Annotated in this window: 18 protein-coding genes and 2 pseudogenes; 14 read left to right on the forward strand and 6 right to left on the reverse strand. The window is 48.3% G+C overall.

Annotation, left to right across the window (positions count from 1 at the left end):
• Positions 1–19: 19 nt before the first annotated feature.
• The gene (gene silC, locus AAHF05_RS24055) at positions 20–1405 is read right to left on the reverse strand and encodes a Cu(+)/Ag(+) efflux RND transporter outer membrane channel SilC (protein WP_000475512.1); all 1386 of its coding nucleotides are present in this window, start codon (positions 1403–1405) and stop codon (positions 20–22) included.
• A 189-nt stretch (positions 1406–1594) separates the two neighbouring features.
• Here silC and silR point away from each other — a divergent pair, with 189 nt between their 5' ends.
• Together silR and AAHF05_RS24065 are read left to right on the forward strand one after the other, a co-directional pair.
• Positions 1595–2275: a copper/silver response regulator transcription factor SilR gene (gene silR / locus AAHF05_RS24060; RefSeq protein WP_001572351.1), complete on the forward strand. Its 681-nt coding sequence runs from the start codon at positions 1595–1597 to the stop codon at positions 2273–2275.
• Positions 2268–2450 (forward strand): annotated as a pseudogene (locus AAHF05_RS24065) (two-component sensor histidine kinase); the annotation flags it as partial. The gene silR and the pseudogene AAHF05_RS24065, both read left to right, overlap by 8 nt.
• A gap of 34 nt (positions 2451–2484) precedes the next feature.
• Here AAHF05_RS24065 and AAHF05_RS24070 read toward each other — a convergent pair.
• The gene (locus AAHF05_RS24070; protein ID WP_001143760.1) at positions 2485–5490 is read right to left on the reverse strand and encodes a Tn3-like element Tn3 family transposase; all 3006 of its coding nucleotides are present in this window, start codon (positions 5488–5490) and stop codon (positions 2485–2487) included.
• 163 nt (positions 5491–5653) lie between these two features.
• Between AAHF05_RS24070 and AAHF05_RS24075 the strand changes: the two genes are divergently transcribed.
• From AAHF05_RS24075 to AAHF05_RS24095, 5 genes and pseudogenes are all read left to right on the forward strand, one after another.
• On the forward strand, positions 5654–6211 hold the full coding sequence (locus AAHF05_RS24075) for a recombinase family protein (RefSeq protein ID WP_001235713.1): 558 nt from the start codon (positions 5654–5656) through the stop codon (positions 6209–6211).
• A gap of 182 nt (positions 6212–6393) precedes the next feature.
• Positions 6394–7254 (forward strand): broad-spectrum class A beta-lactamase TEM-1, encoded by an 861-nt coding sequence (locus AAHF05_RS24080; protein ID WP_000027057.1) that lies wholly within the window; start codon positions 6394–6396, stop codon positions 7252–7254.
• Between the two features lie 148 nt (positions 7255–7402).
• A pseudogene (gene silS / locus AAHF05_RS24085) lies at positions 7403–8698 on the forward strand (copper/silver sensor histidine kinase SilS); the annotation flags it as partial.
• 250 nt (positions 8699–8948) lie between these two features.
• Complete coding sequence (gene silE, locus AAHF05_RS24090; protein WP_000790483.1) at positions 8949–9380, forward strand: silver-binding protein SilE; 432 nt, start codon at positions 8949–8951, stop codon at positions 9378–9380.
• 143 nt (positions 9381–9523) lie between these two features.
• Positions 9524–9874, forward strand: coding sequence for a DUF305 domain-containing protein (locus AAHF05_RS24095; protein ID WP_000694953.1), 351 nt, complete (start codon positions 9524–9526; stop codon positions 9872–9874).
• Positions 9875–10261: 387 nt separating this feature from the next.
• On the opposite strand, the gene AAHF05_RS24100 is transcribed toward AAHF05_RS24095, so the two are convergent.
• Entirely contained in the window at positions 10262–11170 is a 909-nt protein-coding gene (locus AAHF05_RS24100) for an HNH endonuclease (RefSeq protein ID WP_001372261.1), read from the reverse strand.
• Positions 11171–11806: 636 nt separating this feature from the next.
• Here AAHF05_RS24100 and AAHF05_RS24105 point away from each other — a divergent pair.
• On the forward strand, positions 11807–12781 hold the full coding sequence (locus tag AAHF05_RS24105; RefSeq protein ID WP_023327686.1) for a diguanylate cyclase: 975 nt from the start codon (positions 11807–11809) through the stop codon (positions 12779–12781).
• A gap of 631 nt (positions 12782–13412) precedes the next feature.
• Here AAHF05_RS24105 and AAHF05_RS24110 read toward each other — a convergent pair.
• A complete protein-coding gene (locus tag AAHF05_RS24110) occupies positions 13413–15623 on the reverse strand; it encodes an AAA family ATPase (RefSeq protein WP_008322826.1) in 2211 nt (736 codons plus the stop codon).
• Positions 15624–16293: 670 nt separating this feature from the next.
• On the opposite strand from AAHF05_RS24110, the gene AAHF05_RS24115 reads away from it, so the two are divergent.
• From AAHF05_RS24115 to AAHF05_RS24130, 4 genes are all read left to right on the forward strand, one after another.
• Complete coding sequence (locus AAHF05_RS24115; RefSeq protein ID WP_008502204.1) at positions 16294–16596, forward strand: hypothetical protein; 303 nt, start codon at positions 16294–16296, stop codon at positions 16594–16596.
• Between the two features lie 49 nt (positions 16597–16645).
• A complete protein-coding gene (locus AAHF05_RS24120) occupies positions 16646–16975 on the forward strand; it encodes a hypothetical protein (protein WP_374936480.1) in 330 nt (109 codons plus the stop codon).
• A gap of 47 nt (positions 16976–17022) precedes the next feature.
• Positions 17023–17421, forward strand: a complete 399-nt coding sequence (locus AAHF05_RS24125) for a hypothetical protein (RefSeq protein WP_168445030.1) — start codon at positions 17023–17025, stop codon at positions 17419–17421.
• Between the two features lie 80 nt (positions 17422–17501).
• The gene (locus AAHF05_RS24130; RefSeq protein WP_374936481.1) at positions 17502–18281 is read left to right on the forward strand and encodes a site-specific integrase; all 780 of its coding nucleotides are present in this window, start codon (positions 17502–17504) and stop codon (positions 18279–18281) included.
• A 605-nt stretch (positions 18282–18886) separates the two neighbouring features.
• Here AAHF05_RS24130 and AAHF05_RS24135 read toward each other — a convergent pair.
• Positions 18887–20170: a DUF1173 family protein gene (locus tag AAHF05_RS24135; RefSeq protein WP_374936482.1), complete on the reverse strand. Its 1284-nt coding sequence runs from the start codon at positions 20168–20170 to the stop codon at positions 18887–18889.
• 206 nt (positions 20171–20376) lie between these two features.
• On the opposite strand from AAHF05_RS24135, the gene AAHF05_RS24140 reads away from it, so the two are divergent.
• Both AAHF05_RS24140 and AAHF05_RS24145 read left to right on the forward strand, forming a co-directional pair.
• Positions 20377–21003, forward strand: coding sequence for a ParA family protein (locus tag AAHF05_RS24140; RefSeq protein WP_032300957.1), 627 nt, complete (start codon positions 20377–20379; stop codon positions 21001–21003).
• 44 nt (positions 21004–21047) lie between these two features.
• Positions 21048–21275, forward strand: coding sequence for a hypothetical protein (locus AAHF05_RS24145; RefSeq protein ID WP_032663682.1), 228 nt, complete (start codon positions 21048–21050; stop codon positions 21273–21275).
• A 900-nt stretch (positions 21276–22175) separates the two neighbouring features.
• Here the strand turns inward: AAHF05_RS24145 and AAHF05_RS24150 are convergent.
• Complete coding sequence (locus AAHF05_RS24150; protein WP_029403849.1) at positions 22176–22898, reverse strand: replication initiation protein; 723 nt, start codon at positions 22896–22898, stop codon at positions 22176–22178.
• Between the last annotated feature and the right edge of the window lie 80 nt (positions 22899–22978).

Genomic DNA, 22978 nt, shown 5'->3' on the forward strand with positions numbered 1-22978 from the left:
CCTGATTAATTAAATAAATTTACTCTACCCAACCGCCACCCAGCGCGGTAAACAGATTAATTTCGTTAACCTGTCGGGAATAGGTAAGATCGAGAATGGTTTGCTGCGTAGCGAAGAGGGAACGTTCTGCATCCAGCACTTCGATGTAACTGACAGCACCACTTGCATATAATCCTCTGGCACGCTGGAGAGTTATCTGAAGTGAATCAAGATAACGCTGCTGTGACTCAAGTTGCTGGCTAAGGCTGTCGCGCAGCGCAAGCGTGTCGGAAACATCCTTAAAGGCTGACTGAATTTTTTGTTCGTAATTAACCACCGATTGTTGCTGGCGAATTTCAGCCAGCTTCAGATTGGCTTTATTCCTGCCAGCATTAAAAATAGGAATTTCAATTTTAGGGATAAAATTCCACATTCCACTTCCTGACGTAAACAGGCTTGACAGCTCCGTACTGCTTGCGGAAAGACCACTGGTCAGGGTAATGGAGGGGAAAAAGGCCGCTCGCGCTGCGCCAATATTGGCATCAGCCGCTTTCAGCTGATATTCCGCTTCCATAATATCCGGTCGCTGCAGCAAAATTTGTGAAGATAGATTTGGTGGCAATTTTACTGGTGCGATCTCCCCGCCTTTCATCCCTTTTTCTGACGGAAGTGCGCGGTACGTTCCCAGCACCAGTTGCAGGGCATTGTTTGCCTGAGCCAGATCGCCTTCTCGTTTGGCTATTTCGGCGCGGGTACTTTCGATTTGTCCTCTCGCCTGTTCAAGTGCCAGAACGTTCGTACTCCCGGTCACGAGCTGTTGCTCAACGAAAGCATAGGACTGTTCATAATTTTTCAGCGTTTCCCGCGCAATACGGAGTTGTTCGTACGCCAGTTGCTGGCTGAAATAGCTCTGTGAAACGTTGGAGACCAGCAGGATGTGTACGGCACGACGGGCTTCTTCGCTGGCAAAGTAGTTCTGGCGATCAGCCTCACTCATGTTCTTAAGTTTGCCAAAAAAATCGAGCTCATAGCTGAGCTCCAGACCCGCGTCGTACTCCTGTGTGGTCGGCTTGTCACCTTTCAGACCACCGTTGTATGTGATCCCGGATGAGGCATTCAGTTGGGGATAACGATCTGCATCCGTGACGTTGAACTGGGCCCGGGCCTCTTCAACCTTCAGGGCAGCCATTCTCAAATCACGGTTATTATTCAGGGCTTCACCGATCAGCCTGCTGACCTGGGGATCGACAAAAAAGTTTCGCCAGCCCGTATCCTGATAGCTGTTTACCGCAGGCGTCAGACTGTTTTTAGACAATGAAAACTGCTGGGGAACCGGAGCTGGCGGACGCTGATATTCAGGTGCCAGAGAAACACAACCAGCCAGGATGAATATGGTACTGATGCTGAGTAATTTTAATTTGAACATAACGCTTCTCGTACAGGCAGACCTGGTAAATGGTTCAAACGAAGTCCAGAGTATTGATAGGGATACTTTACCGAACGCTCTCTGTTTGCCGGGTGACAGGATAATGACAATGTTGTCATTTTTGCTGTAATCCGTTGATAACGATCGTGGGCGCAATAAAATGACATTAGCAGCCAGCCGGGGAGCATGATGAAAATATTAATCGTTGAAGACGAAATTAAAACAGGTGAATATCTCAGCAAGGGGCTGACAGAGGCGGGGTTCGTCGTGGATCACGCTGATAATGGTCTGACCGGATATCATCTTGCCATGACAGCCGAGTATGATTTAGTCATCCTGGATATCATGCTGCCTGATGTAAACGGCTGGGATATCATCCGTATGCTGCGCAGTGCCGGAAAGGGGATGCCGGTATTACTGCTGACGGCCCTTGGCACGATTGAACACAGGGTCAAAGGACTTGAGCTGGGTGCGGACGATTATCTGGTGAAGCCCTTTGCGTTTGCTGAACTGCTCGCCCGGGTAAGAACCCTCCTCAGGCGGGGAAACACGATGATCACGGAAAGCCAGCTTAAAGTGGCTGACCTCTCGGTTGATCTCGTATCCAGAAAAGTCAGCCGCGCCGGGAACCGCATTGTGCTCACCAGTAAAGAGTTCAGCTTGCTGGAATTCTTCATTCGCCATCAGGGAGAAGTTCTTCCCCGCTCCCTGATTGCCTCTCAGGTCTGGGACATGAATTTTGACAGCGACACTAACGCGATTGATGTCGCAGTAAAGCGACTCCGCGCTAAAATAGACAACGATTACGGGACAAAACTGATCCAGACAGTGCGGGGCGTGGGCTACATGCTGGAGATCCCGGATGCATAGCAAACCGTCCAGACGACCTTTCTCACTCACTCTGCGGCTGACCTTTTTTATCAGCCTGTCCACAATACTGGCGTTTATCGCCTTCACCTGGTTTATGCTGCATTCTGTTGAAAAGCATTTTGCCGAGCAGGATGTCAGCGATCTGCAACAAATCAGCACCACACTGAGCCGTATACGGGGTCTGACGCTCAGTGGAACGAAAACTCACGTTAAGCAACGTTTTCTGCCTCTGACGCCTCTTTTAATGGTCTCAGATGTCCTTTGGTCACCAGTTCTGCCAGCGTGAAGGAATAATGGCCGAGCATATTGATATGTCCGTGGCAAAGCGGGGAGAGGCGTGCGATATCTTCATCATTCAGTGTTTCACCCTGCGCCCGGAGATGATCCAGGGCTGCCTGCATATAAATAGTGTTCCATAACACGACGGCGTTAGTGACCAGCCCCAGTGTGCCCAGTTGATCTTCCTGACCGTCGGTATATCGTTTTCTTATCTCACCTTTTTGACCGTGACAGATGGCTCTGGCAACGGCATGGCGACTTTCTCCCCGATTAAGCTGGGTCAGAATGCGCCGGCGGTAATCTTCATCATCAATATAATTAAGCAGATACAGCGTTTTGTTGATGCGCCCCACTTCAATGATTGCCTGAGTCAGTCCGGAAGGACGTTCACTTTTCAGCAATGAACGGACCAGCACTGAAACCTGTACTTTGCCCAGCTTCAGGGAGCCAGCGGTCCGGATCATTTCGTCCCACTGAAGGACTATTTTTCGGGGATCTGATTGCCCTCTGGCAATATCATTCAGCACGCCATAGTCGGCATCATGGTCCATTCGCCAGAAAACCGAAGCACCGGCATCAGCCAGGCGTGGAGAAAACTGGTATCCCAGCAGCCAGAAAAGGCCAAAGACAAGTTCGCTGGCACCTGCTGTATCGGTCATAATTTCGGTTGGATTCAGCCCGGTCTCCTGTTCCAGAAGACCTTCCAGCACAAAGATAGAGTCCCTCAGCGTCCCCGGTATAACGATGCCATGAAAGCCGGAATACTGATCGGACACAAAGTTGTACCAGGTGATCCCTCTGTTATTACCAAAGTATTTGCGGTTCGGTCCGGCATTGATTGTTCTGACTGGCGTAACAAAGCGCATTCCATCTGCAGATGCCACTTCTCCTCCACCCCATATCTGTGCCAGTGGCAGCGTTGCCTGAAAATCAACCAGTCTGGCATTAGCGCTGGTGATAGTTTCAGCCCGCAGATAGTTCGCTTTTGTCCAGTTCAGCCGGTGTCGGGTCAGTGCAGGAACATTTGATCTGATCAGTGGTTCCAGACCGATATTGCAGGCTTCAGCCATCAGCACGGCGCTGATGCTGACGGGCAGATCATCAACTCTGGCACTGGCTTCACTAGCATGGAAAAACTCATCAGCAAATCCGGTATGGGCGTTAATTTCGAGCAGCAACTCCGTTAAATCCACCGGAGGGAGTAGATCACTGATCATTTTGCTCAGTCGTTTCAGACTGTCCGGCTCATCAAGACTGGCGAGGGGAGAAATTGTCAACCGGGGCTTCGGGCCAGAAACATCGAGTTCGACAGCCTCATTTTCGCAAAGACGTGCAGCAACCTGTCTGTAACGACTATCAAGCTGATGACCCAGAGATTTTATTGCTTCCTGCGGGTCTGTCGGGTGCCCCAAAGAACGATAAACCTTAATCCGGTTTGCCTGCCAGTCAGCACCCTGTAGTAATCTTGCACGAGGATCTCCCCACCGGTTACTGCCGGTAACGTAGACATCCCTCCGCCTCAGACTATCCTGCAGTTTACTGAGAAAGCAGAGCGTGTATCCCCTGCGGGTGATATGTTTTTCCTTGTTAATCACCAGCCGTTTCCATGACCGACTGATAATTTCCGTTGGTGCGTCGTCAAAAAACTGCCGCCGTGAGCTGAACTCCCGGCTGAGGTAGTCACAGGCATTCAGAGTGGTAACCCCGGCAGGTGCGGATGAAAATTTAACGGTATTCAGCAGATGGGGCAGGAAACGACGAACGCGCCCGTACTGCTCCACCATTTCTTCATGAAAATTATCGTCTGAGGGCCGGGCAATTTCACGGACAAGCGTGATGATTTCAGCCAGCTTTTGCCTTGGGATGTAGCTGAACACCTCAGCACGAATCGATTCGTCCGGTGTTTCTTCTTTCAGCAGGTACGAACATGCGCTGGCGAGCGCCAATGCAGATTTATCCAGATCCTTCAGCGAGCGGAGCCGTTTTTTCTGCCCAATCTTTCTGGCGTCACGGATGATAACGGCCAGCATGGCGTCCAGAACGTCCAATGCATCATCCAGCGCCAGCGTTTCCCATGCAAGGACAAAGGCAACCAGAACCGCCATCCTTTTCTGCGGTGACATCCTGGCAATATTGAACACCGAAGTCATACCAGCATAACGTGCGAGATTTTTCAGGCGCACAGCCGGGAGTGTACTCAGGTTTTCAGCATGCAGGCCAAAATCGTTCAGAGTTTTCCAGCGTTCAATTGCTTCATTAAACGCCGGACCACTGATGGTCACAGGGCCCTTTTTCAGTGATTCCAGTAAAGACAGGCGGCTGCAATCAGTTGGCCCCAGCAGCATCTCCAGCTGTGAACGCTGTTCGGCTGACGGTATCAGTGCCAGTTTGTTCCACAGGCGCAACGTCGCCTTTTCCCTTACCTCTGAAATCAACCGGGTCAGCGTAGTGGCTCCGGGGAGAATAATACGATGTTGCATAAGCCACCCTGTCGCCAGATCGAAAAGCAGGCCAGGACGTTCGTTGCTTATCCAGCTCCGGGTATATAAAAGACGGGTAAGGCGAAATGTCCAGGGCCAGGCAAATTCACGATACTGATAGTGCTGACGTATCAGCGCTGCATGCTCACGGCGGGTATTTTCCCTCTGACCGTATTCTGCAAGAACGGTGATATCACGAATCCCGAGCTGTCTGGCGGTAAAATGCCGGACGCCGGAAGGAATATGATTCATATCGGTGAGGAAGGTGCCCAGAAAACGGACACATCCAATTTGCAGGGCAATGCCCAGACGGTTGTGATCACCTCTGCTTTTTCCGATAAATTCCTTGTCTGCTTCATCAAGGTGAAAATATCGTGCCAGCTGAAGCTCATCCGGTTCACCGGTGAATCTGCCATAGCTTTCAGTCTGCTCAGTGGTCAGAAAGTCAACGGGCATATCGGCCTCCCTGCCTGACGGGCATTTAGTAACATTTTTCCAACCGTACGAAATGTTATAAATTATCGGACATCGTAAAACTGTTACATTAATATGTCTATTAAATCGTAAATTTGTAATAATAGACATGAGTTGTCCGATATTCGATTTAAGGTACATTTTTATGCGACTTTTTGGTTACGCTCGGGTCTCAACCAGTCAGCAGTCTCTTGATCTTCAGGTCAGAGCACTCAAAGACGCAGGTGTGAAAGCAAACCGTATATTTACCGATAAGGCATCCGGCAGTTCAACAGACCGGGAAGGGCTGGATTTGCTGAGGATGAAGGTGGAGGAAGGTGATGTCATTCTGGTTAAGAAGCTCGACCGTCTTGGCCGCGACACTGCCGATATGATCCAACTGATAAAGGAATTTGACGCTCAGGGCGTGGCAGTCCGGTTCATTGATGACGGGATCAGTACCGACGGTGATATGGGGCAAATGGTGGTCACCATCCTGTCGGCTGTGGCACAGGCTGAACGCCGGAGGATCCTAGAACGCACGAATGAGGGCCGACAGGAAGCAAAGCTGAAAGGAATCAAATTTGGCCGCAGGCGTACCGTGGACAGGAACGTCGTGCTGACGCTTCATCAGAAGGGCACTGGTGCAACGGAAATTGCTCATCAGCTCAGTATTGCCCGCTCCACGGTTTATAAAATTCTTGAAGACGAAAGGGCCTCGTGATACGCCTATTTTTATAGGTTAATGTCATGATAATAATGGTTTCTTAGACGTCAGGTGGCACTTTTCGGGGAAATGTGCGCGGAACCCCTATTTGTTTATTTTTCTAAATACATTCAAATATGTATCCGCTCATGAGACAATAACCCTGGTAAATGCTTCAATAATATTGAAAAAGGAAGAGTATGAGTATTCAACATTTTCGTGTCGCCCTTATTCCCTTTTTTGCGGCATTTTGCCTTCCTGTTTTTGCTCACCCAGAAACGCTGGTGAAAGTAAAAGATGCTGAAGATCAGTTGGGTGCACGAGTGGGTTACATCGAACTGGATCTCAACAGCGGTAAGATCCTTGAGAGTTTTCGCCCCGAAGAACGTTTTCCAATGATGAGCACTTTTAAAGTTCTGCTATGTGGTGCGGTATTATCCCGTGTTGACGCCGGGCAAGAGCAACTCGGTCGCCGCATACACTATTCTCAGAATGACTTGGTTGAGTACTCACCAGTCACAGAAAAGCATCTTACGGATGGCATGACAGTAAGAGAATTATGCAGTGCTGCCATAACCATGAGTGATAACACTGCTGCCAACTTACTTCTGACAACGATCGGAGGACCGAAGGAGCTAACCGCTTTTTTGCACAACATGGGGGATCATGTAACTCGCCTTGATCGTTGGGAACCGGAGCTGAATGAAGCCATACCAAACGACGAGCGTGACACCACGATGCCTGCAGCAATGGCAACAACGTTGCGCAAACTATTAACTGGCGAACTACTTACTCTAGCTTCCCGGCAACAATTAATAGACTGGATGGAGGCGGATAAAGTTGCAGGACCACTTCTGCGCTCGGCCCTTCCGGCTGGCTGGTTTATTGCTGATAAATCTGGAGCCGGTGAGCGTGGGTCTCGCGGTATCATTGCAGCACTGGGGCCAGATGGTAAGCCCTCCCGTATCGTAGTTATCTACACGACGGGGAGTCAGGCAACTATGGATGAACGAAATAGACAGATCGCTGAGATAGGTGCCTCACTGATTAAGCATTGGTAACTGTCAGACCAAGTTTACTCATATATACTTTAGATTGATTTAAAACTTCATTTTTAATTTAAAAGGATCTAGGTGAAGATCCTTTTTGATAATCTCATGACCAAAATCCCTTAACGTGAGTTTTCGTTCCACTGAGCGTCAGACCCCTATACTCCAGTCCCCGGCAGATCCGGATGAAAAAAAAGTAAGCAAAATAAAGGAATCAATTGCCAGCTACCGCAACGTTGCCCTTTTGCTCCTCAATCCCAGGGGTGAAGTGCTCTTGAGCTCAGCTCAGGGGGCGGCACTACGCCCGGCAGTGAATTCAGCAGATTTTAGCGAGCACAGCCGCGCACGGGATGTCTTTCTCTGGACGGTGGAGGATCCTGCGGGACCGATGGATACCGGGTCCGGAATGAAGATGGAAACATACCGGATTATCGCCTCCTCTGGCCAGGCGATATTTCAGGGCAAAAAGCAGAACTATGTCATGCTGACTGGCCTCTCCATTAATTTCCATCTCCATTACCTTGATGCGCTGAAAAAAAATCTGATTGCAATCGCTGTTGTGATAAGCCTGCTGATTGTTCTGATCATTCGCATCGCTGTCCGTCAGGGGCATCTGCCCCTTCGTAATGTCAGCAATGCCATTAAAAGCATCACCTCCGAGAATCTTGATGCGCGGCTGGAACCGACACGGGTTCCCATTGAGCTGGAGCAACTGGTTATCTCGTTCAATCATATGATTGGAAAGATTGAGGATGTCTTTACCCGCCAGGCCAATTTCTCTGCCGATATCGCGCACGAGATCAGAACGCCCATCACCAATCTGGTGACACAGACTGAAATCGCGCTGAGTCAGGATCGAACCCAGAAGGAACTTGAGGATGTCCTCTACTCCAGCCTGGAAGAGTATAACCGGATGACCAAAATGGTCAGCGACATGCTGTTCCTGGCGCAGGCAGACAATAATCAGCTGATACCTGACAGGGTCATGTTTGACCTCAGAGCGGAAGTCATGAAAGTCTTCGAGTTTTTCGAAGCCTGGGCCGAAGAACGCAATATCACGCTCAAATTTGACGGGATGCCCTGCCTGGTTGAGGGAGATCCACAAATGTTCAGAAGGGCGATCAATAATCTGTTATCCAATGCCCTGCGTTATACCCCGGAGGGACAGGCAATCACCGTCTCAATAAGAGAGCAGGAGAGCTTTTTTGACCTTGTGATTGAAAATCCGGGGAAACCGATCCCTGAAGAACATTTATCAAGGCTGTTTGACCGTTTTTATCGGGTGGATCCATCCAGACAACGAAAAGGAGAAGGCAGCGGCATCGGCCTTGCGATTGTGAAGTCAATCGTGGAAGCACATCACGGAAGAGTGCAGGTGGAATCAGACGTACGCTCCACGCGTTTTATCTTATCCGTGCCCAGACTGGAGAAAATGATCCCGGAAACCCAATGCTGAAAATAAAGATGTAAATGACAAAGATGTCATTAGCCTGTCATGCAGCAAACAGAAGCCATTCGATATAATTAGTGCAACTTATCAGGAAGGCTGGATTGCTTCATCAATACCCGGCGTCAGAGTACGCCAGGAAATGAATATCCAGCCCTCTTCCGGAGAAATAAACGCTGCCGAACTTGTTTCAGTTATGGAACTGAAAACACCGGTTGTACTTCCCCGGACATCACTAATTCAGAAATGGAGAGTTATCATGAAAAATATCGTATTAGCATCTTTGCTGGGCTTTGGTTTAATTTCATCGGCCTGGGCCACTGAAACCGTGAATATCCATGATCGCGTCAACAATGCACAGGCTCCTGCTCACCAGATGCAGTCTGCTGCGGCTCCTGTCGGGATCCAGGGGACTGCTCCTCGTATGACCGGTATGGACCAGCATGAACAGGCCATTATTGCTCATGAAACCATGACGAACGGCTCGGCGGATGCGCACCAGAAAATGGTGGAAAGTCATCAGAAGATGATGGGAAATAACACGGTATCCACGACCGTCCCGTCAACGTCTTACGCGGCGATGAATGAGCATGAAAGAGCAGCGGTTGCCCATGAATTCATGAATAACGGGCAATCCGGCCCACATCAGGCCATGGCCGAAGCGCACCGCCGCATGATCAATGCAGGCTGAATGCGACGGTAGTATCCGTGCTGTTACCTTTTCCCTGATAGATTTTCCTGAAACAACGTTGCTACATTTTTGCCCCCCGTCAGGGGGCTTTTTTGTCTGACTCAGCTACACTTAACCGGTACCTGTCTGAAAGGAATTATTATATGAAAATCAAAAACACCCTTTTTGTAATATTAATGTTATCCCTGCCAGCCATTTCTGCTGAACATTCGGAAATGAAAATGTCAGATATGCACTCATCGGCATCATCACAGGAATATATGGCTGGCATGAAAAATATGCATGAAAAAATGATGGCCGCCGTTAATGAATCCAATCCCGATAAGGCCTTTGCAAAAGGTATGATCGCACACCATGAAGGGGCAATCGCAATGGCTGAGACCGAGCTCAAATACGGAAAAGATCCCGAAATGAGAAAGCTTGCGCAGGACATCATTAAAGCTCAAAAAGGTGAAATTGAGCAGATGAATAAATGGCTTGACAGTCATAAATAATGAACACTGGAGTGTTGTCTTGCGCACCCTCTTAGGGTACCCCCGGACACGAAAATATATAGCACTTAACTAATTAATAACCCTAATAATTTCGGGTTTTTAATGTAACTTTCTTTTCTGAACGGAAATAATAGTCATACAATTTAATTTTCTTGTAATTACTCCTACTTTTAATCAGGTACTGGACGATGGATAACGACTCCCGCCCGAGAGGGAAAATCCGTCTGGTTACCTGGCGCTATACTTAACCGATTGATCGACATGCCATGCTGGTAAAATATTAAAATCCTCCCCCATAAATCTGAACCACATGACAGGATTGATAGTCAGGCAGTATTTCACATTCATTGCTAAAAAAATAAAAATAAGCATGCATCTTCTCGAAGATTAATTACCTTCCATCTTGTAAAAAAGAATCAAATCCTCTAATAATATCTCGATTCCCGCTTTTTTTAATACATCTTTCCGCTCGGCATATATTTTCCTCAACATATCTTCAAACCCCTTGCCAAGATGAATTTGTTTATGGCAGTTGCAACATAGTGATATGATATTCTCTTCCACATCCAGTGAATTCTCAAAATAGTCTTGCTTTGACATCGGGACAATGTGATGAGGTTCTGTGTAATTTAGAGGAGAGTTTCGCCTTCTGAACGTTGGATGGTCGCAATTAATTTCACATTTATAATCAGCTTTGTTAAGCGCATTTTTTGAAACAGATTTACTTCTTGGGTATGAGAGTCCATTTTTGACTTCTATTGCAGCTTTCTTAGGTTTCGCTTTTTCGCTATACTCAAATGTCTGAGTAACGTCAAAGTGATTACTTTCTTCTAGAGCAGTGATCAAATCATTATCTGAGTAAAAATCAATGCTTGAGCTTTCGTTCGTACTAAAAAAATCTAGTTCTTTTATTGCCTGAACAAGTTCTTCACGGATAGTCCATAAATTTCGCTTTGGGTTTCCTTTAATTTCTCTACTTTTCATGACTGTAATGAATTTTGTCCCGGAAGCAATCTTTCCGACTCCTTTAACCTCGAATCGGCCAAGCTGCTTCTGAACTCTTCCACCCAACCCATTGATTACACCATTAGCACTCATACTGTGCAGGTCGTACTTCTTGCCGATATCGAAACATGTACAGGAATGGTCTGGCTCAATGAACCATTTTTTTAACGCTGCAATACTTTTGTCATCAAAAACTTTTTTATCCCTTAATAAAATCTTCCATTCTTCAACGCTAATATCTATATCACAGACGTATTCACCATCAATTACTTCACATATTTTTTCAATCATGTCCATAACTCTCTTGTAACACAGGCTTTGTAATAATGTAAAATCCGTTACACGGCGTTGTATGTAATGTCATTGTCTCTTGGACTCCTACAGTCCAAAACAACTTTGTGTTTTGTTGTCCAAAAACTTTTTGTTGCCGTGAGTTCTCACTGAGATAAATCTCGCCTTGAGCGTATCACATCAGCAGACTTCCTCTCAACCTTATGGACTTAACCCGGTCATTCTTCACGACAAAGAAAGTACGGCATTTTACATGACGAAGAGACGGTCTCAGCTTCACATGACCGGATAACGTTTTTAATGTACTTCATTATTACGGCACGGGTGTTCAACGAGTATTTTTAAATATTAATCATTTTGTTTAACGGGTGGATACCTACAAATTTTAACATTTACTAATCAAGATAGCAGTTGTACGTACTTTCCCGGCAAAAATCCTGAGGTTTACAGATTCCCTCACCGTAACAGACCCGGTCATTCCCCTGGTCCTCCGGAGAGTCTAGTACGAGTGATAAACGTGAATTCCTGTACCTGAAGTTCAGCCGCTGGCAGATAAGTCGTGAACTATAATTACACTCAGTCAGATCCAAACACCTTTTCATCTGCATATATACTTTGTACATACCAGGAGATTACATGCAGGCACCCGGTATACCGGAGAATGAAGAACAGAGGCTGAAGTCCCTGTATATTACCGGCCTTCTTGATACCCGTGACGATGAGCGTTTTGAACGCCTGACGCGGCTGGCCCGCAAAGCCTTTCAGGTCCCGGTGGCCCTGATAAGCCTGCTGGATCGCGAGCGCCAGTGGCTCCTCGCCTGCCAGGGCGTCGGCGTGCGCGAAACCCCGCGTAACATCTCGTTCTGCGGGCATGCCATTCTGCAGGAGGGGCCCTTCATTGTTCACGACGCAGCTGCTGATGAGCGGTTCCGTGACAATCCCCTGGTCACCGGTGAGCCCCACATCCGGTTCTACGCCGGCCAGCCGGTGAACCTGCCCGACGGCACGGTGGCCGGCACGCTGTGCCTGATCCACACCGTTCCCCGCGCCTTCACGGATGATGACATTGCGTCCCTCCGGGATCTGGCCTGTATCGTGGAAGACGAATTCGAGGCCATCAGCATGGCCATGACGGACAGCCTGACGGGCATTCCCAACCGGCGCGGGTTTTACCGCGCCGGCGAAAAACTCTTCCGCGCGATGAACCGGCAGGATGCGTCGTTCAGCCTCATCTATTTCGATCTGGACAGGTTCAAACCGGTGAACGATCTCTGGGGACACGCAGAGGGAGACGAGGTGCTGAAGGTTTTTGCCGGCTTTTTACATCAGCACCTCGAACCGGGCGAAATAGCAGGCCGCCTCGGCGGGGATGAGTTTGCCGCCCTGATCCGGCGAAACGGGAACACGAGTTCTTTTCTGCAAGCGCTGAGTGCCAGTTTGGATCATTACAATGACACCTCGGGTAAGCCCTACAACATCAATTATTCCTTTGGCGAACTGATCAATAACGCAGACCAGTACGCGACGCTGGCGGAAATGATCGGCAAATGTGACGAAGTGATGTACCTGAAGAAAAAACGAAAGACCCTCTCCCGGAAAGCAGAACCGTGACGCTTTCCTTCCCGGCTGATCCCCTGCCCCGGGGTTCAGCCGGACGGCAGGAACAATATATTTAACCTCATGGCGCATAAAGTCATTTATATTTGCTCATGGAGCAATAATCCTCTCATCGCAACAATTACTCGTTTTTTGTGTCCATGCTGCAATAATTCCTCTCTTCCTCTCCCGAGATCTGAAAAATAGGCAAAGTCGGAAATATCACGCTCGGCTGCCTGGAGGGAACTTGAATGCGGGACGGCCGTTAACAGCATGAGCAGTGACTTTCATTAGGTTTGGTTATTCAAAGCTGGATGCACATCGCAGTTAGCTCCCGGACAGAATGGGAGCCCTGATTTTCCCTTTTTCAAATGTGGAAATGATTTACGTCAAACCGGAACGGGGCTTATAATCAGCTGTCGTCACCTCGGGTGTTCCCCTCTGCGCTTTTTACCGCCTGTAAATGGTTACAGGGACTTCCGGCAGTAGCCGGACTGTAAAAGGAAACCCGCCATGAAACCGAAAATTGTACCCGTTGTACGGTATACACGTTTTCGTTTCGGGCGCGTAGAGCATGTGCGTAATCACATGCGCTCGCTCCCGACGCGTTAAGTGAACGGTACCCGCAGGTGACGATACTCTTTGTTTACGCCTCTGTTTCCGGCCGTTCTTCGGATTCACCCATCATGGCAAGATAGTGTTCATGGTCATCAGTGTGAATAAACACTTTCCTGAACATGTTCAGATAGCGTTCCTTATCGATGACGCCGGTTGAGAAAAGATTTCTACCGTCCGAATGCGAGTGGCGGTTGATGGCCCGGTAAAATGAATCATATTCTCCGGCATCGCTGTGTTCCGTTGCCAGAGACTCCAGGGCTTCTTTAAGCTTTTCATTCTTGCAGGAAAAGCTGAAATAATACTCCAGAATATTCCTCATCGTATTGAACAGCACCACGGGCTGGGTTTTCGCATCCCTGACGTCTTTCAGTGTCTGCCATAACGCCTGATATTCATTGAGCATTTCGTGCATGGAAAGCGTTTCGCAGGAACTGTAATCCGACTTGATGATGCGAAACAGCGACCAGTTTGCTGGCGCTTTCCTGCCATCCTGCAGGCGGCCGCTGTTCAGCAGCATCTCCTGGAAGAAAAACATATTATGCGTCAGTATCACCACATGTCTCGCTGCAGCGGCCTTAATTATCTTCCGCTTAATGAGTGCTGCAACTTCATAGATATAGTTATGTGACAGGCTGGAAATCGGGTCATCAATCACAATGAGTTTATTTTCCGGATGGATGGTTTCCGGGGTAAGACTGCCCGAACACGATTCGATGAAATAGAGAAAAGCAACCATTGTTTTCTCACCCTCACTGAGGGATTTGAAGACTTCCGCCTTTTCTGGCTCGCTTCCCCGGCGAAGACGGTACAGTTTCATCTCTGCATCATGGCAGATGATTTCAAAGCCGGTGATCCCCAGCAGCCTGAGATTCGCATTGATACTGTTAATGGTTGGCTGGATGTCGGAGAGCTGTCCGGTCAGCCTGTTCGTCTCATCATCCAGTGTTTTCTTACTGGCAGCCAGGGCGCCGACTTCACGCAATCTGGTGTCGATTTCGTTCTGCAGTTCGCCAAGCTGCCGGTCACGCCCGGCAAAGAACTCCTCACAAATTCCCCTGAGGTGCGCCATAACTTCCGTATACAGGTTCTGTTTTTCCTGACTGAAGTTTTCAGCAAGACGGTTGTTTTCCCGTACCCGGATATTTAAAACGTCCACTTCCTTCCGGAGCTGCACCAGGGGATCCTGAACGTTCTCGGGTTGTACCTGCCGGGAAGGCTCTTTAATTTTAGTAAGGAGCTGCTGTAACAGGATCCGGAAGCCTTTATTGACCGTTTTCACCAGGCTTAAAATCTGACTGTCCTCATCAACGAAAGCATGGGTCGTAACACGGCGTTCTAATTCGGCCAGGGCATCACAGTCCTGAGCAAGTCGTTCTGCGGCCTGGCTCAGCGCCCCGAGAGACGTCTGGTATGACTCATCAAACATCTGAATGAGTTCGCGCGAAAAGGCCGTGACATCCAGGGACTGCTGGCAGAATGGGCAGATATCGTCGTGTATATACTGCTGTCCCTGGCGCACCCAGTCAGCATTACCGATCTTCTGAATGAGAGCAGAGAATTGCGTACTGCTTGCAGGCATCACGGGTTCCTGCATCAGTGTCAGGGTGTCTTCCGTTAAAACAGTTGTCGGGGGAATATGAATTTCGGCGACAAGCGTTCCTTCGCTCTGACTTAACATCCGCCATTTATCCGCCAGCGCCTCAGCCGTGGTGCTAACCTCCGACAGCGGTGTTGCCACCATACGTTCGTAAAACGATCGTTTAATTTTAGCGCCATCCAGGAAATCGCTGAGGATTTTCCTGTCATTGACTGTCCGGTTGAAAATATCTTTGGCACAGCTGTCAGTGACCGTTTCCTTCATACCTTCCTTCTCGGCGATCTCCTCATTCAGCTTATCTGTCCGGGCACTCAGTTTTGCGCTTTCTTTATTATTACTGTTTATTTTGTCCTGGCTTTCCTGATTGGCCTCGCTGAGGGTGAAGATCCCGGGCTGATAGTCAGAACGGGTGAACTTACTGTCAATGTATTCCTGATTAAAGACCTGAAAGTGGCTGACGTGCGGGCTCTCAAAGGTGCAGTGCCGGTATTTATCCGCCTGCCGGTCATAGAAATAGCCTGATACCGTGGATTTTCCTGAGCCGTTCTGGCCATAGATGAGTGTCACCTTACTGCTGAGATCAAAGCAGATATCCCTGTCAGGCGCGTAGCTTCTGACGCCCCGGATCCTGAGTTGAGCCATTTTTTTCTCCTTGTTGTCCCTGAGTTTGCCCAGTCTTTCCATCGTAGCCCACTTTGCATTCGGGTTATGTCATCCCGATCAGATTTATCTTAACCACTCCTGCGCGCTAAACCTGACATGACAGGACGGGATAGATCGCGGAATTTGTTTTGGTGTATTAATGCAGAACTGGCAACAAAAATAATGTTTTTGTGCGCTTTGGTTATTAATACCTTAATAACAATAATCTCATTACATTATTGCTTAATATGCAGCAGTATCTTTCCTTCGTCTTGAAGATCCGAAAACCCTGAGTCCCGGATCTTCCGGAACAGCCCCGGCGCGCAGCGGCCTAAAAACACAATATGTGCTACGCCATAGGCTGATTTTTCTTCTATATATAGTGTTTACCCCCTTCCCTGCGACCCTTCGTGCAGGGGCAGATATTGCCGCTTTGTTTATTCCCTCACCGTGTTACACTTCCGGAAAGTTGTTATATGACGGAAAGTCGGATCTGCCGGAAACGGGTATCCGGTAATTTAATGGCGTGGTTATATGGCTGCTTATTATCTTTCTGGTGATATTCATGGCAGGAAAAATAAGCAGGGGAATATTCAGGTGGGTGACTGATGCAGTCCTGTGCGCAGTCAGTTGTGCTGCACATAATAATTACTCTGAGTGACTATTGCGTATGAATACATCATCACATGAAAGCGAGCGCGTCCCGGTTTCACTTGAAACCGTCTGGCGGGCGCTGACCGCCCTCGGTCATCAGCGGCTCTGGCTCCGCCCTCCGGATGAGCGGAGCGTGAACACCTGGCTGATCGTCACCTGGGACGGCCTGACGGTGGCTGAGCGAATCAGAAATTCCGGAACGTGGTGGCTGGCCGGGGATGCGAATGCCATCTACACCAATCCGGAACGGATCGTCCCGGACGGGCTGGAAGAGCTCACCTTGCTCTCTGTGCAGCGGCGAATGAAGGACGGATTCTGAGAACGTCATGAGATAACTGGTGGCGGGATTTCTCAGTAGAGGAAGGGTTATGTGTGATTTATGCAGGGCGGACGGAAATTACTTTCACTCGGCTGAATGCGTATATGACCAGCTGGTCAGTGAGTACCCCGTTATGTGGCTGCGGGACTCGACCCGGATTGGCGCCTGCTACACGCTCCGTGAGCTGCTGTCGCCGGAAGGGATGGTGCTGGCCATACAGAACGCGCCTCCCGTGACGGGATGGCGGCTGCGTATGCGGTATAACGAGGCCACAGATGAAGAGATCGACCCGCAGCGCGGGGACTGTACAGAGCTGCTCTCCAGGACGGACGCCCTGCTTGCCTTCCGGTCGCTGCAGGATGATACCGCGTCAGCTTAGACGATCGGACAACGCAACAACCCTTAACCTGGTTAACAGGAAACCAGATGAACACAACCGATGATGAACCACAGACAGGAACGGACGAGATGGCCACCGCCTTATGCACCATGCGCAAGTATGGCATGAAGCTCATCACGGCCACCCAGCATATGGATATTAATACTTACGTGAAATCCGATCCGCGGATGCCGAGAACGCGGCTGCGCCGCTACCTGGGCCAGTACGGCCTGCGCGGTGAGGCGCTGAGCAGGGAGGTCAGACGTATCGTTGCCGGACCAGAGCGACGCGACAGCACGCTGCAGGAAGGGATTTACTATACGTGGCCCTATGGCTGGGAGCCTGCGGATTTCACGCCGATGATGCGACGTATCTTTCGCGGAAAGCGTACCCGTCACCTGATGATGTTTGATGAACTGCCTCAGTTGTTTGGCAAATTAGGATAAGCCGGAGTGAACCGGGAAATAATGGCTGCGCAGGCAGCCGGTGAGCTCGTAGAGCAGCTGCATGACAATGGAGGCATAAAATGATGCCAGCACTGCCAGGCCATACCGGGGCTTTTTCCTCTGCTCAGTTGCCGGTGGCCATCGATTACCCGGCCGCGCTGGCACTGCGCCAGATGGCGCTCGTTCAGGACGAACTGCCGAAATATCTGCTGGCACCGGAAGTAAGTGCCCTGCTCCACTATGTACCCGATCTCCACCGCAAGATGTTGCTGGCCACTCTCTGGAATACCGGCGCGCGCATTAACGAAGCGCTGGCCCTGACACGGAGTGATTTTTCGCTGGTACCGCCCTACCCGTTCGTGCAGCTGGCCACGCTCAAACAGCGTGCGGAGAAAGCGGCCCGAACGGCCGGCCGTGCTCCGGCCGGTAGCCTGCCTCATCGTATCGTTCCGCTTTCCGATCCGCAGTATGCCCGCCAGCTGGAAATGATGGTGGCCACCCTGAAAATTCCGCTGGAGCGCCGTAATAAACGCACCAGCAGAACTGAGAAGGCACGCATCTGGGAAATCACCGACAGGACGGTCCGGACCTGGATAAGTGAAGCCGTTGATGCGGCTGCAGCCGACGGGGTGACGTTTTCGGTGCCGGTCACCCCGCACACGTTCCGGCACAGCTACGGGATGCACATGCTGTATGCCGGCATCCCGCTGAAGGTGCTGCAGAGCCTGATGGGACACAAGTCGATTAGCTCAACGGAAGTTTATACGAAGGTGTTTGCGCTAGATGTGGCTGCACGTCACCGGGTGCAGTTCCAGATGCCGGGCGATGAGGCGGTGGCCATGTTGAAGGGTAACTTTTAAGTAGTCAGTTTATATCTAATGTTACAAGCTGGCGCGCCCTTAGTTTTTTTTAAGAAACAGATAATAGGCAATTATTCCAGCACCTATATATACAAGTGCATAAAAGAGAAAGTTATTCATTTAAATCACCATTAAAATATGGCCGCATTCGCGGCCAAAGATAAAAGCTAGTAGAACTAGTTATACCTGATTTGACAGTTAAGCACTTCTTCAATCTCATCAGATGAGATTGTGTCAATGGTGACGTCATTTTCATGCTTACAGCGCCAGCAAGTAAATTTAGCAGCGTAGGTGTAAGAGGTTAAATTGTTTTCAACTACGCCATTGTAATAACTATCAATATCTGGGTCATTATTGGCATCACACTTCTCACATAAAATTCCCATTTTATATCCTTTAACTCAAATAGTTACAGGTGATAGACTGCTACATCAGAACATCATTTCAACTATTAGGCGGAACGCGTGAACCTGGTCATGTCAACTCTCACTCATATGGTATCAATCCTGCGTTTTGCCAGCCAGTAGAACAGGAGGGCAACACCTTCCCAAATGAAGTAATGTTGCGGGAAGGTGCACTCTTGAGAGGCAGCAGCACATCAATCATTATTTAATGATATCATGATACAATGATTTCATTTTCTTAGGTAAAAGCGATTCGATACTGTCTACAGATGTTCGAGTTGCATCCCATGATAACCAACCAGTTTCGCCATAATTTGCGTTGTACCATCTTTCCTTTACCATCCGATGCTCCTGATAATCAGGAGTATTCATCCCCCATATTTCCACAGGGATAGGTAAATGGTTATCTGTAGAAACATCAGTGAGGCAAAAGTCCGCGAGATATTCATAAGTGGATGAATCATAACGTAGGGGTTTGTAAAACGATCGCTCCAGCTCGAATAGCTTTTGTTCAAATGCCCCTTCATTCAATGAATCAAGCGGTATGTAGCGATCACTTACCATCATCAGGGCCAGCTGTCTCACCTGGGCTGATTTTGCGCCAGGAACATCCGTAACAGCTATTACAAATACCTTCATACCTTTTATCCAGCCATTCACCGCAATTGGAAATCTGTCTAACGCAGACTTCCATCTGGCATCGTCAAGTCCCAGAAAAGGCATGCCGGAAAAGTCACGTACAGGAAGTCGATTTAATCCATCCATGTAACTTTCAGAGAACTTTGCAAGCTCAGCAATAACTACAAGACGTTGTTTATTAACTTTCGCACGTTCGACAGTCATGCTGTTTCTTCTGCTATCGCTGGAGTTCGTGTAGGCCGGAGTGAGCAGAACGTCAGATAACTTTGTTTTGCCTGCTTCTATCTTTTCTGCCTGCTTAAACAAGTGATAACCCAGTTTGGTGGATGAACGCATACCGTCCATTTTAGGTACCCATGTGTTATAGCTGGTTGTCTCCCAGAGAAAATGTAGAAGACCAAGAATAGAAACAGTGTCGCGTTTATTGTTCCGTGAAGCATCACCAGAACGCAGAGAACTATCTATGGGTGTTGACGGACCGGTTACCTGCAACGGGTAATCAAGCTTAATATTGATTGTTCCATCCGGCTTCTCTTTCAATGCGTCCTGTGTATAACACCCCTGCGGCCCTTCAGGACTGAGGCTACTATAGAATCTGCAGTCCTCTCTGTGTTTTATACCCGTGAGTGGGAATCGAGCTAAATGATGTTTCTCCATTCTGAGCCTCACAGAGAGTGGCAATTCTTTACCCGTACATAAGCAAGCGGCATATGAATTACAGTCTCGAGACTTTTTAAGAGCCACCTGGAACGGTGTCGTATTCGATGAATCATCCTGCCTGTCGCCACCAAAATAAGCAGGCGCAGAGTTATCTCCAAAGTAGATTTTCAATGTGTACTGTTTCATAAACTTTCCTCGCGCACTTAATCATGAAATCATTACATCATGCTTTCATTGCTTGGTAATGCATTACTATCAGTCAGTTACGTAAATCATGCTATAATTATATCATTAAATCATGATTTCATCTTGTTAAGTTGTTCGATTTTGGGCAATATGAGAAGTGGGATGTATGTGTTTAATGAAATCATGATTTAATGAAGGTGGTATATATGGGAAAGGTTATATCGATCGTTGGTCAGAAAGGCGGAGGTTCAAAAAGTACCAAAGCCAGAACACTTGCTGTTGGGTTTACTGAAGCTGGATGGAAGACTCATCTGGCGGACATAGACACGAAGCAACAAACCTCTCTGAAGTGGACAGAACGACGCGAGAACAATGGTCTAAGCCAAATTGACTGCGCTCTTTACCGCCGGGTAGATACAGCTGTCAAAATGAAAGATAGCTGCCATTTGCTTATCATCGATGGTCGTCCTGCAGCAGAGACAACATCACTGGATGTGGCTGATGAATCTGATCTCGTTATCATAACCACTGGCACCACAATTGATGATCTGGAACCCTCTCTGGAACTTGCCCGCGAATTGATTAAAAAGGGCATTGAGAAAAGCAAAATCGTATTCATTGTCGCAAAGTCACCATCTCAGTCACAGGGCGAAAAAGCTCAGGAGACTATCAAGGCGTGGGGCTTCAAAGTTCTCAATACAATCATTCCATTCAAAACCAGTTACGGTGAGGCTCTGGATGCGGGGCGTGCCCTCCATGAAACTCCTTTCAAATCCTTAAACGAAACAGCAAAACAAATGATCGAAGAAATTCATGATATCATTAATTCATGATAGCATGATTTAAAGATTTCATTATTTTGGATATGAGGAGTTCTATGAAAGCCCCAGGAAAATCAATAAAACTTGCGCCTCCTAAGGAGGATGAGCCAACTCTGGATGTTACCGGAAAGGGTGCTGCGCCGGATTCGTCGGTTAAACCTATCCAAATCAAAGTGCCGGTATCTAAGCATAAAGAGATGAAAGCTTACGCGGCAGAACAGGGAATATCGATGACAGATATGCTCCTTGCAGGATATGAAATGTATCGCAATAAAATGAAATGATGAAATCATGATTTCATTTCCAGGTTAACCACTCAGACCCCCGCCTTCATGAAAGGATGAAATCATTATTTCATCCTTTCATCTAAGTATATGCACTCTAATCGCCTGTCACCTCGCTTACTAAAAAGTACAAAGCAACTTAATGATTGCATGAAAGCATGAAAGCATGCTTTTTTTATGGCTGCTACAGATTTTCTTATCTAGTCATATCTCTTTGCCGCACAGCTGGGACTCAAGATTAATCTTTGCAGACTCCGGCCGCAGATCATTCAGCCATAGAATCGGTGTTCTATGGGAAACAGGTCAACTTTGTAGCCCCCCGGAATATGGGAAACAGGTCAACTACACAGACACCCCGGAATATGGGAAATAGGTCAACTTCACAGACATCCCGGACTATGGGAAACAGGTCAACTTTGCGGACGACCCGTAATGTGGGAAACAGGTCAACTTCGCAGACGGCCCGGACTGTGGGAAGCAGGTCAACTTCGCAGACGGCCCGGACTGTGGGAAACACATCAACTTCGCAGGCGGCACGAACTGTGGGAAACAGGTCAACTTCGCAGATGGCCCGTATTGTGGGAAACAGGTCAACTTCGCAGACGGCCCGGACTGTGGGAAACACATCAACTTCGCAGACGGCACGAACCGTGGGAAACAGGTCAACTTTATGGCCAGCAGGGAGTGTGGGAAACACGTCAACTTCGCGGACAGTCATGACTGTGGGAAACAGGTCAACTTAATAACTGGCCGGGACTGTGGGAAAGAAGTCAACTTAGAGGGCAGCCCGAACAGTGGGAAACAGGTCAAGTTCGGCATGTAATGTGGGAAATACAGCAAGTTTAGTATCCCCCCAAAAGTAAGAAACAGTCCAAGGGGGGATATAGGATAAATTTCAGGTCATTGTTTTTTATCAAGAAAATTAAACAGTAAGCGACCATCTTCTTCGGTTGTATAACTTACCTTTAAGGGCGTCTTCTCATTAATTTTCTTCAACGCAGGTTCCAGGAAGGTACGTTTCATTTCCGCAATATTGTTCTTCTGCGAGGTTGGAAGCATAAACCTTTCACATAACCAGTCATGTGTGGTGATCCAGACACCAGTGCTCCGGAACTGACACAGGCTTTCATAAAGCCGGATGACACGAACACTATTGAGCTGGCCGCAGTCATAGAGAGAATAGGTTGTGAACTGGGAGGTTAAGCCAACAAGGAATGGCATGACCTTGTAGTTAAACTCAATCTGCCAGGAACCCCGGCCTCTCTTCATTCCTGCTTCAGCAAGCCAAGGACGTTTAACTTCTTCAAACTCACCTTCTTTTGGATAGAAGGTAACCGTTGATTCGCCCAAAGCATTTACCCCAGCCTTTACATCACGACTGGCGACAGACGTAGCGACATTGAAGTATTTGACGTAATCGGAAACGCTAATTTTGAAGAGAGGTAATACGTCAGAATCATCATCCTGACTGTCGTTGAAATAGGCCTGCATAAGGCATAACCACAGCACACGTTTTGCCTGAAGAGGCAAGTAATATGCGGCTTCGGTCAATTCGTTAGATTGCTTTATACTGGCGCGTTTTTTAAACGTTTTAGTAGCTGGCAAGAGTGCTTGAGTATCCATTCCAAGGCCTATGGGTAAATTATTATTCACCCATAATGACAGTGAAAACAGAAATTGCAAGCTATCACGTTACTTATCCA

The organism is Enterobacter adelaidei, from assembly GCF_041937165.1.
GTDB lineage: Bacteria > Pseudomonadota > Gammaproteobacteria > Enterobacterales > Enterobacteriaceae > Enterobacter > Enterobacter adelaidei.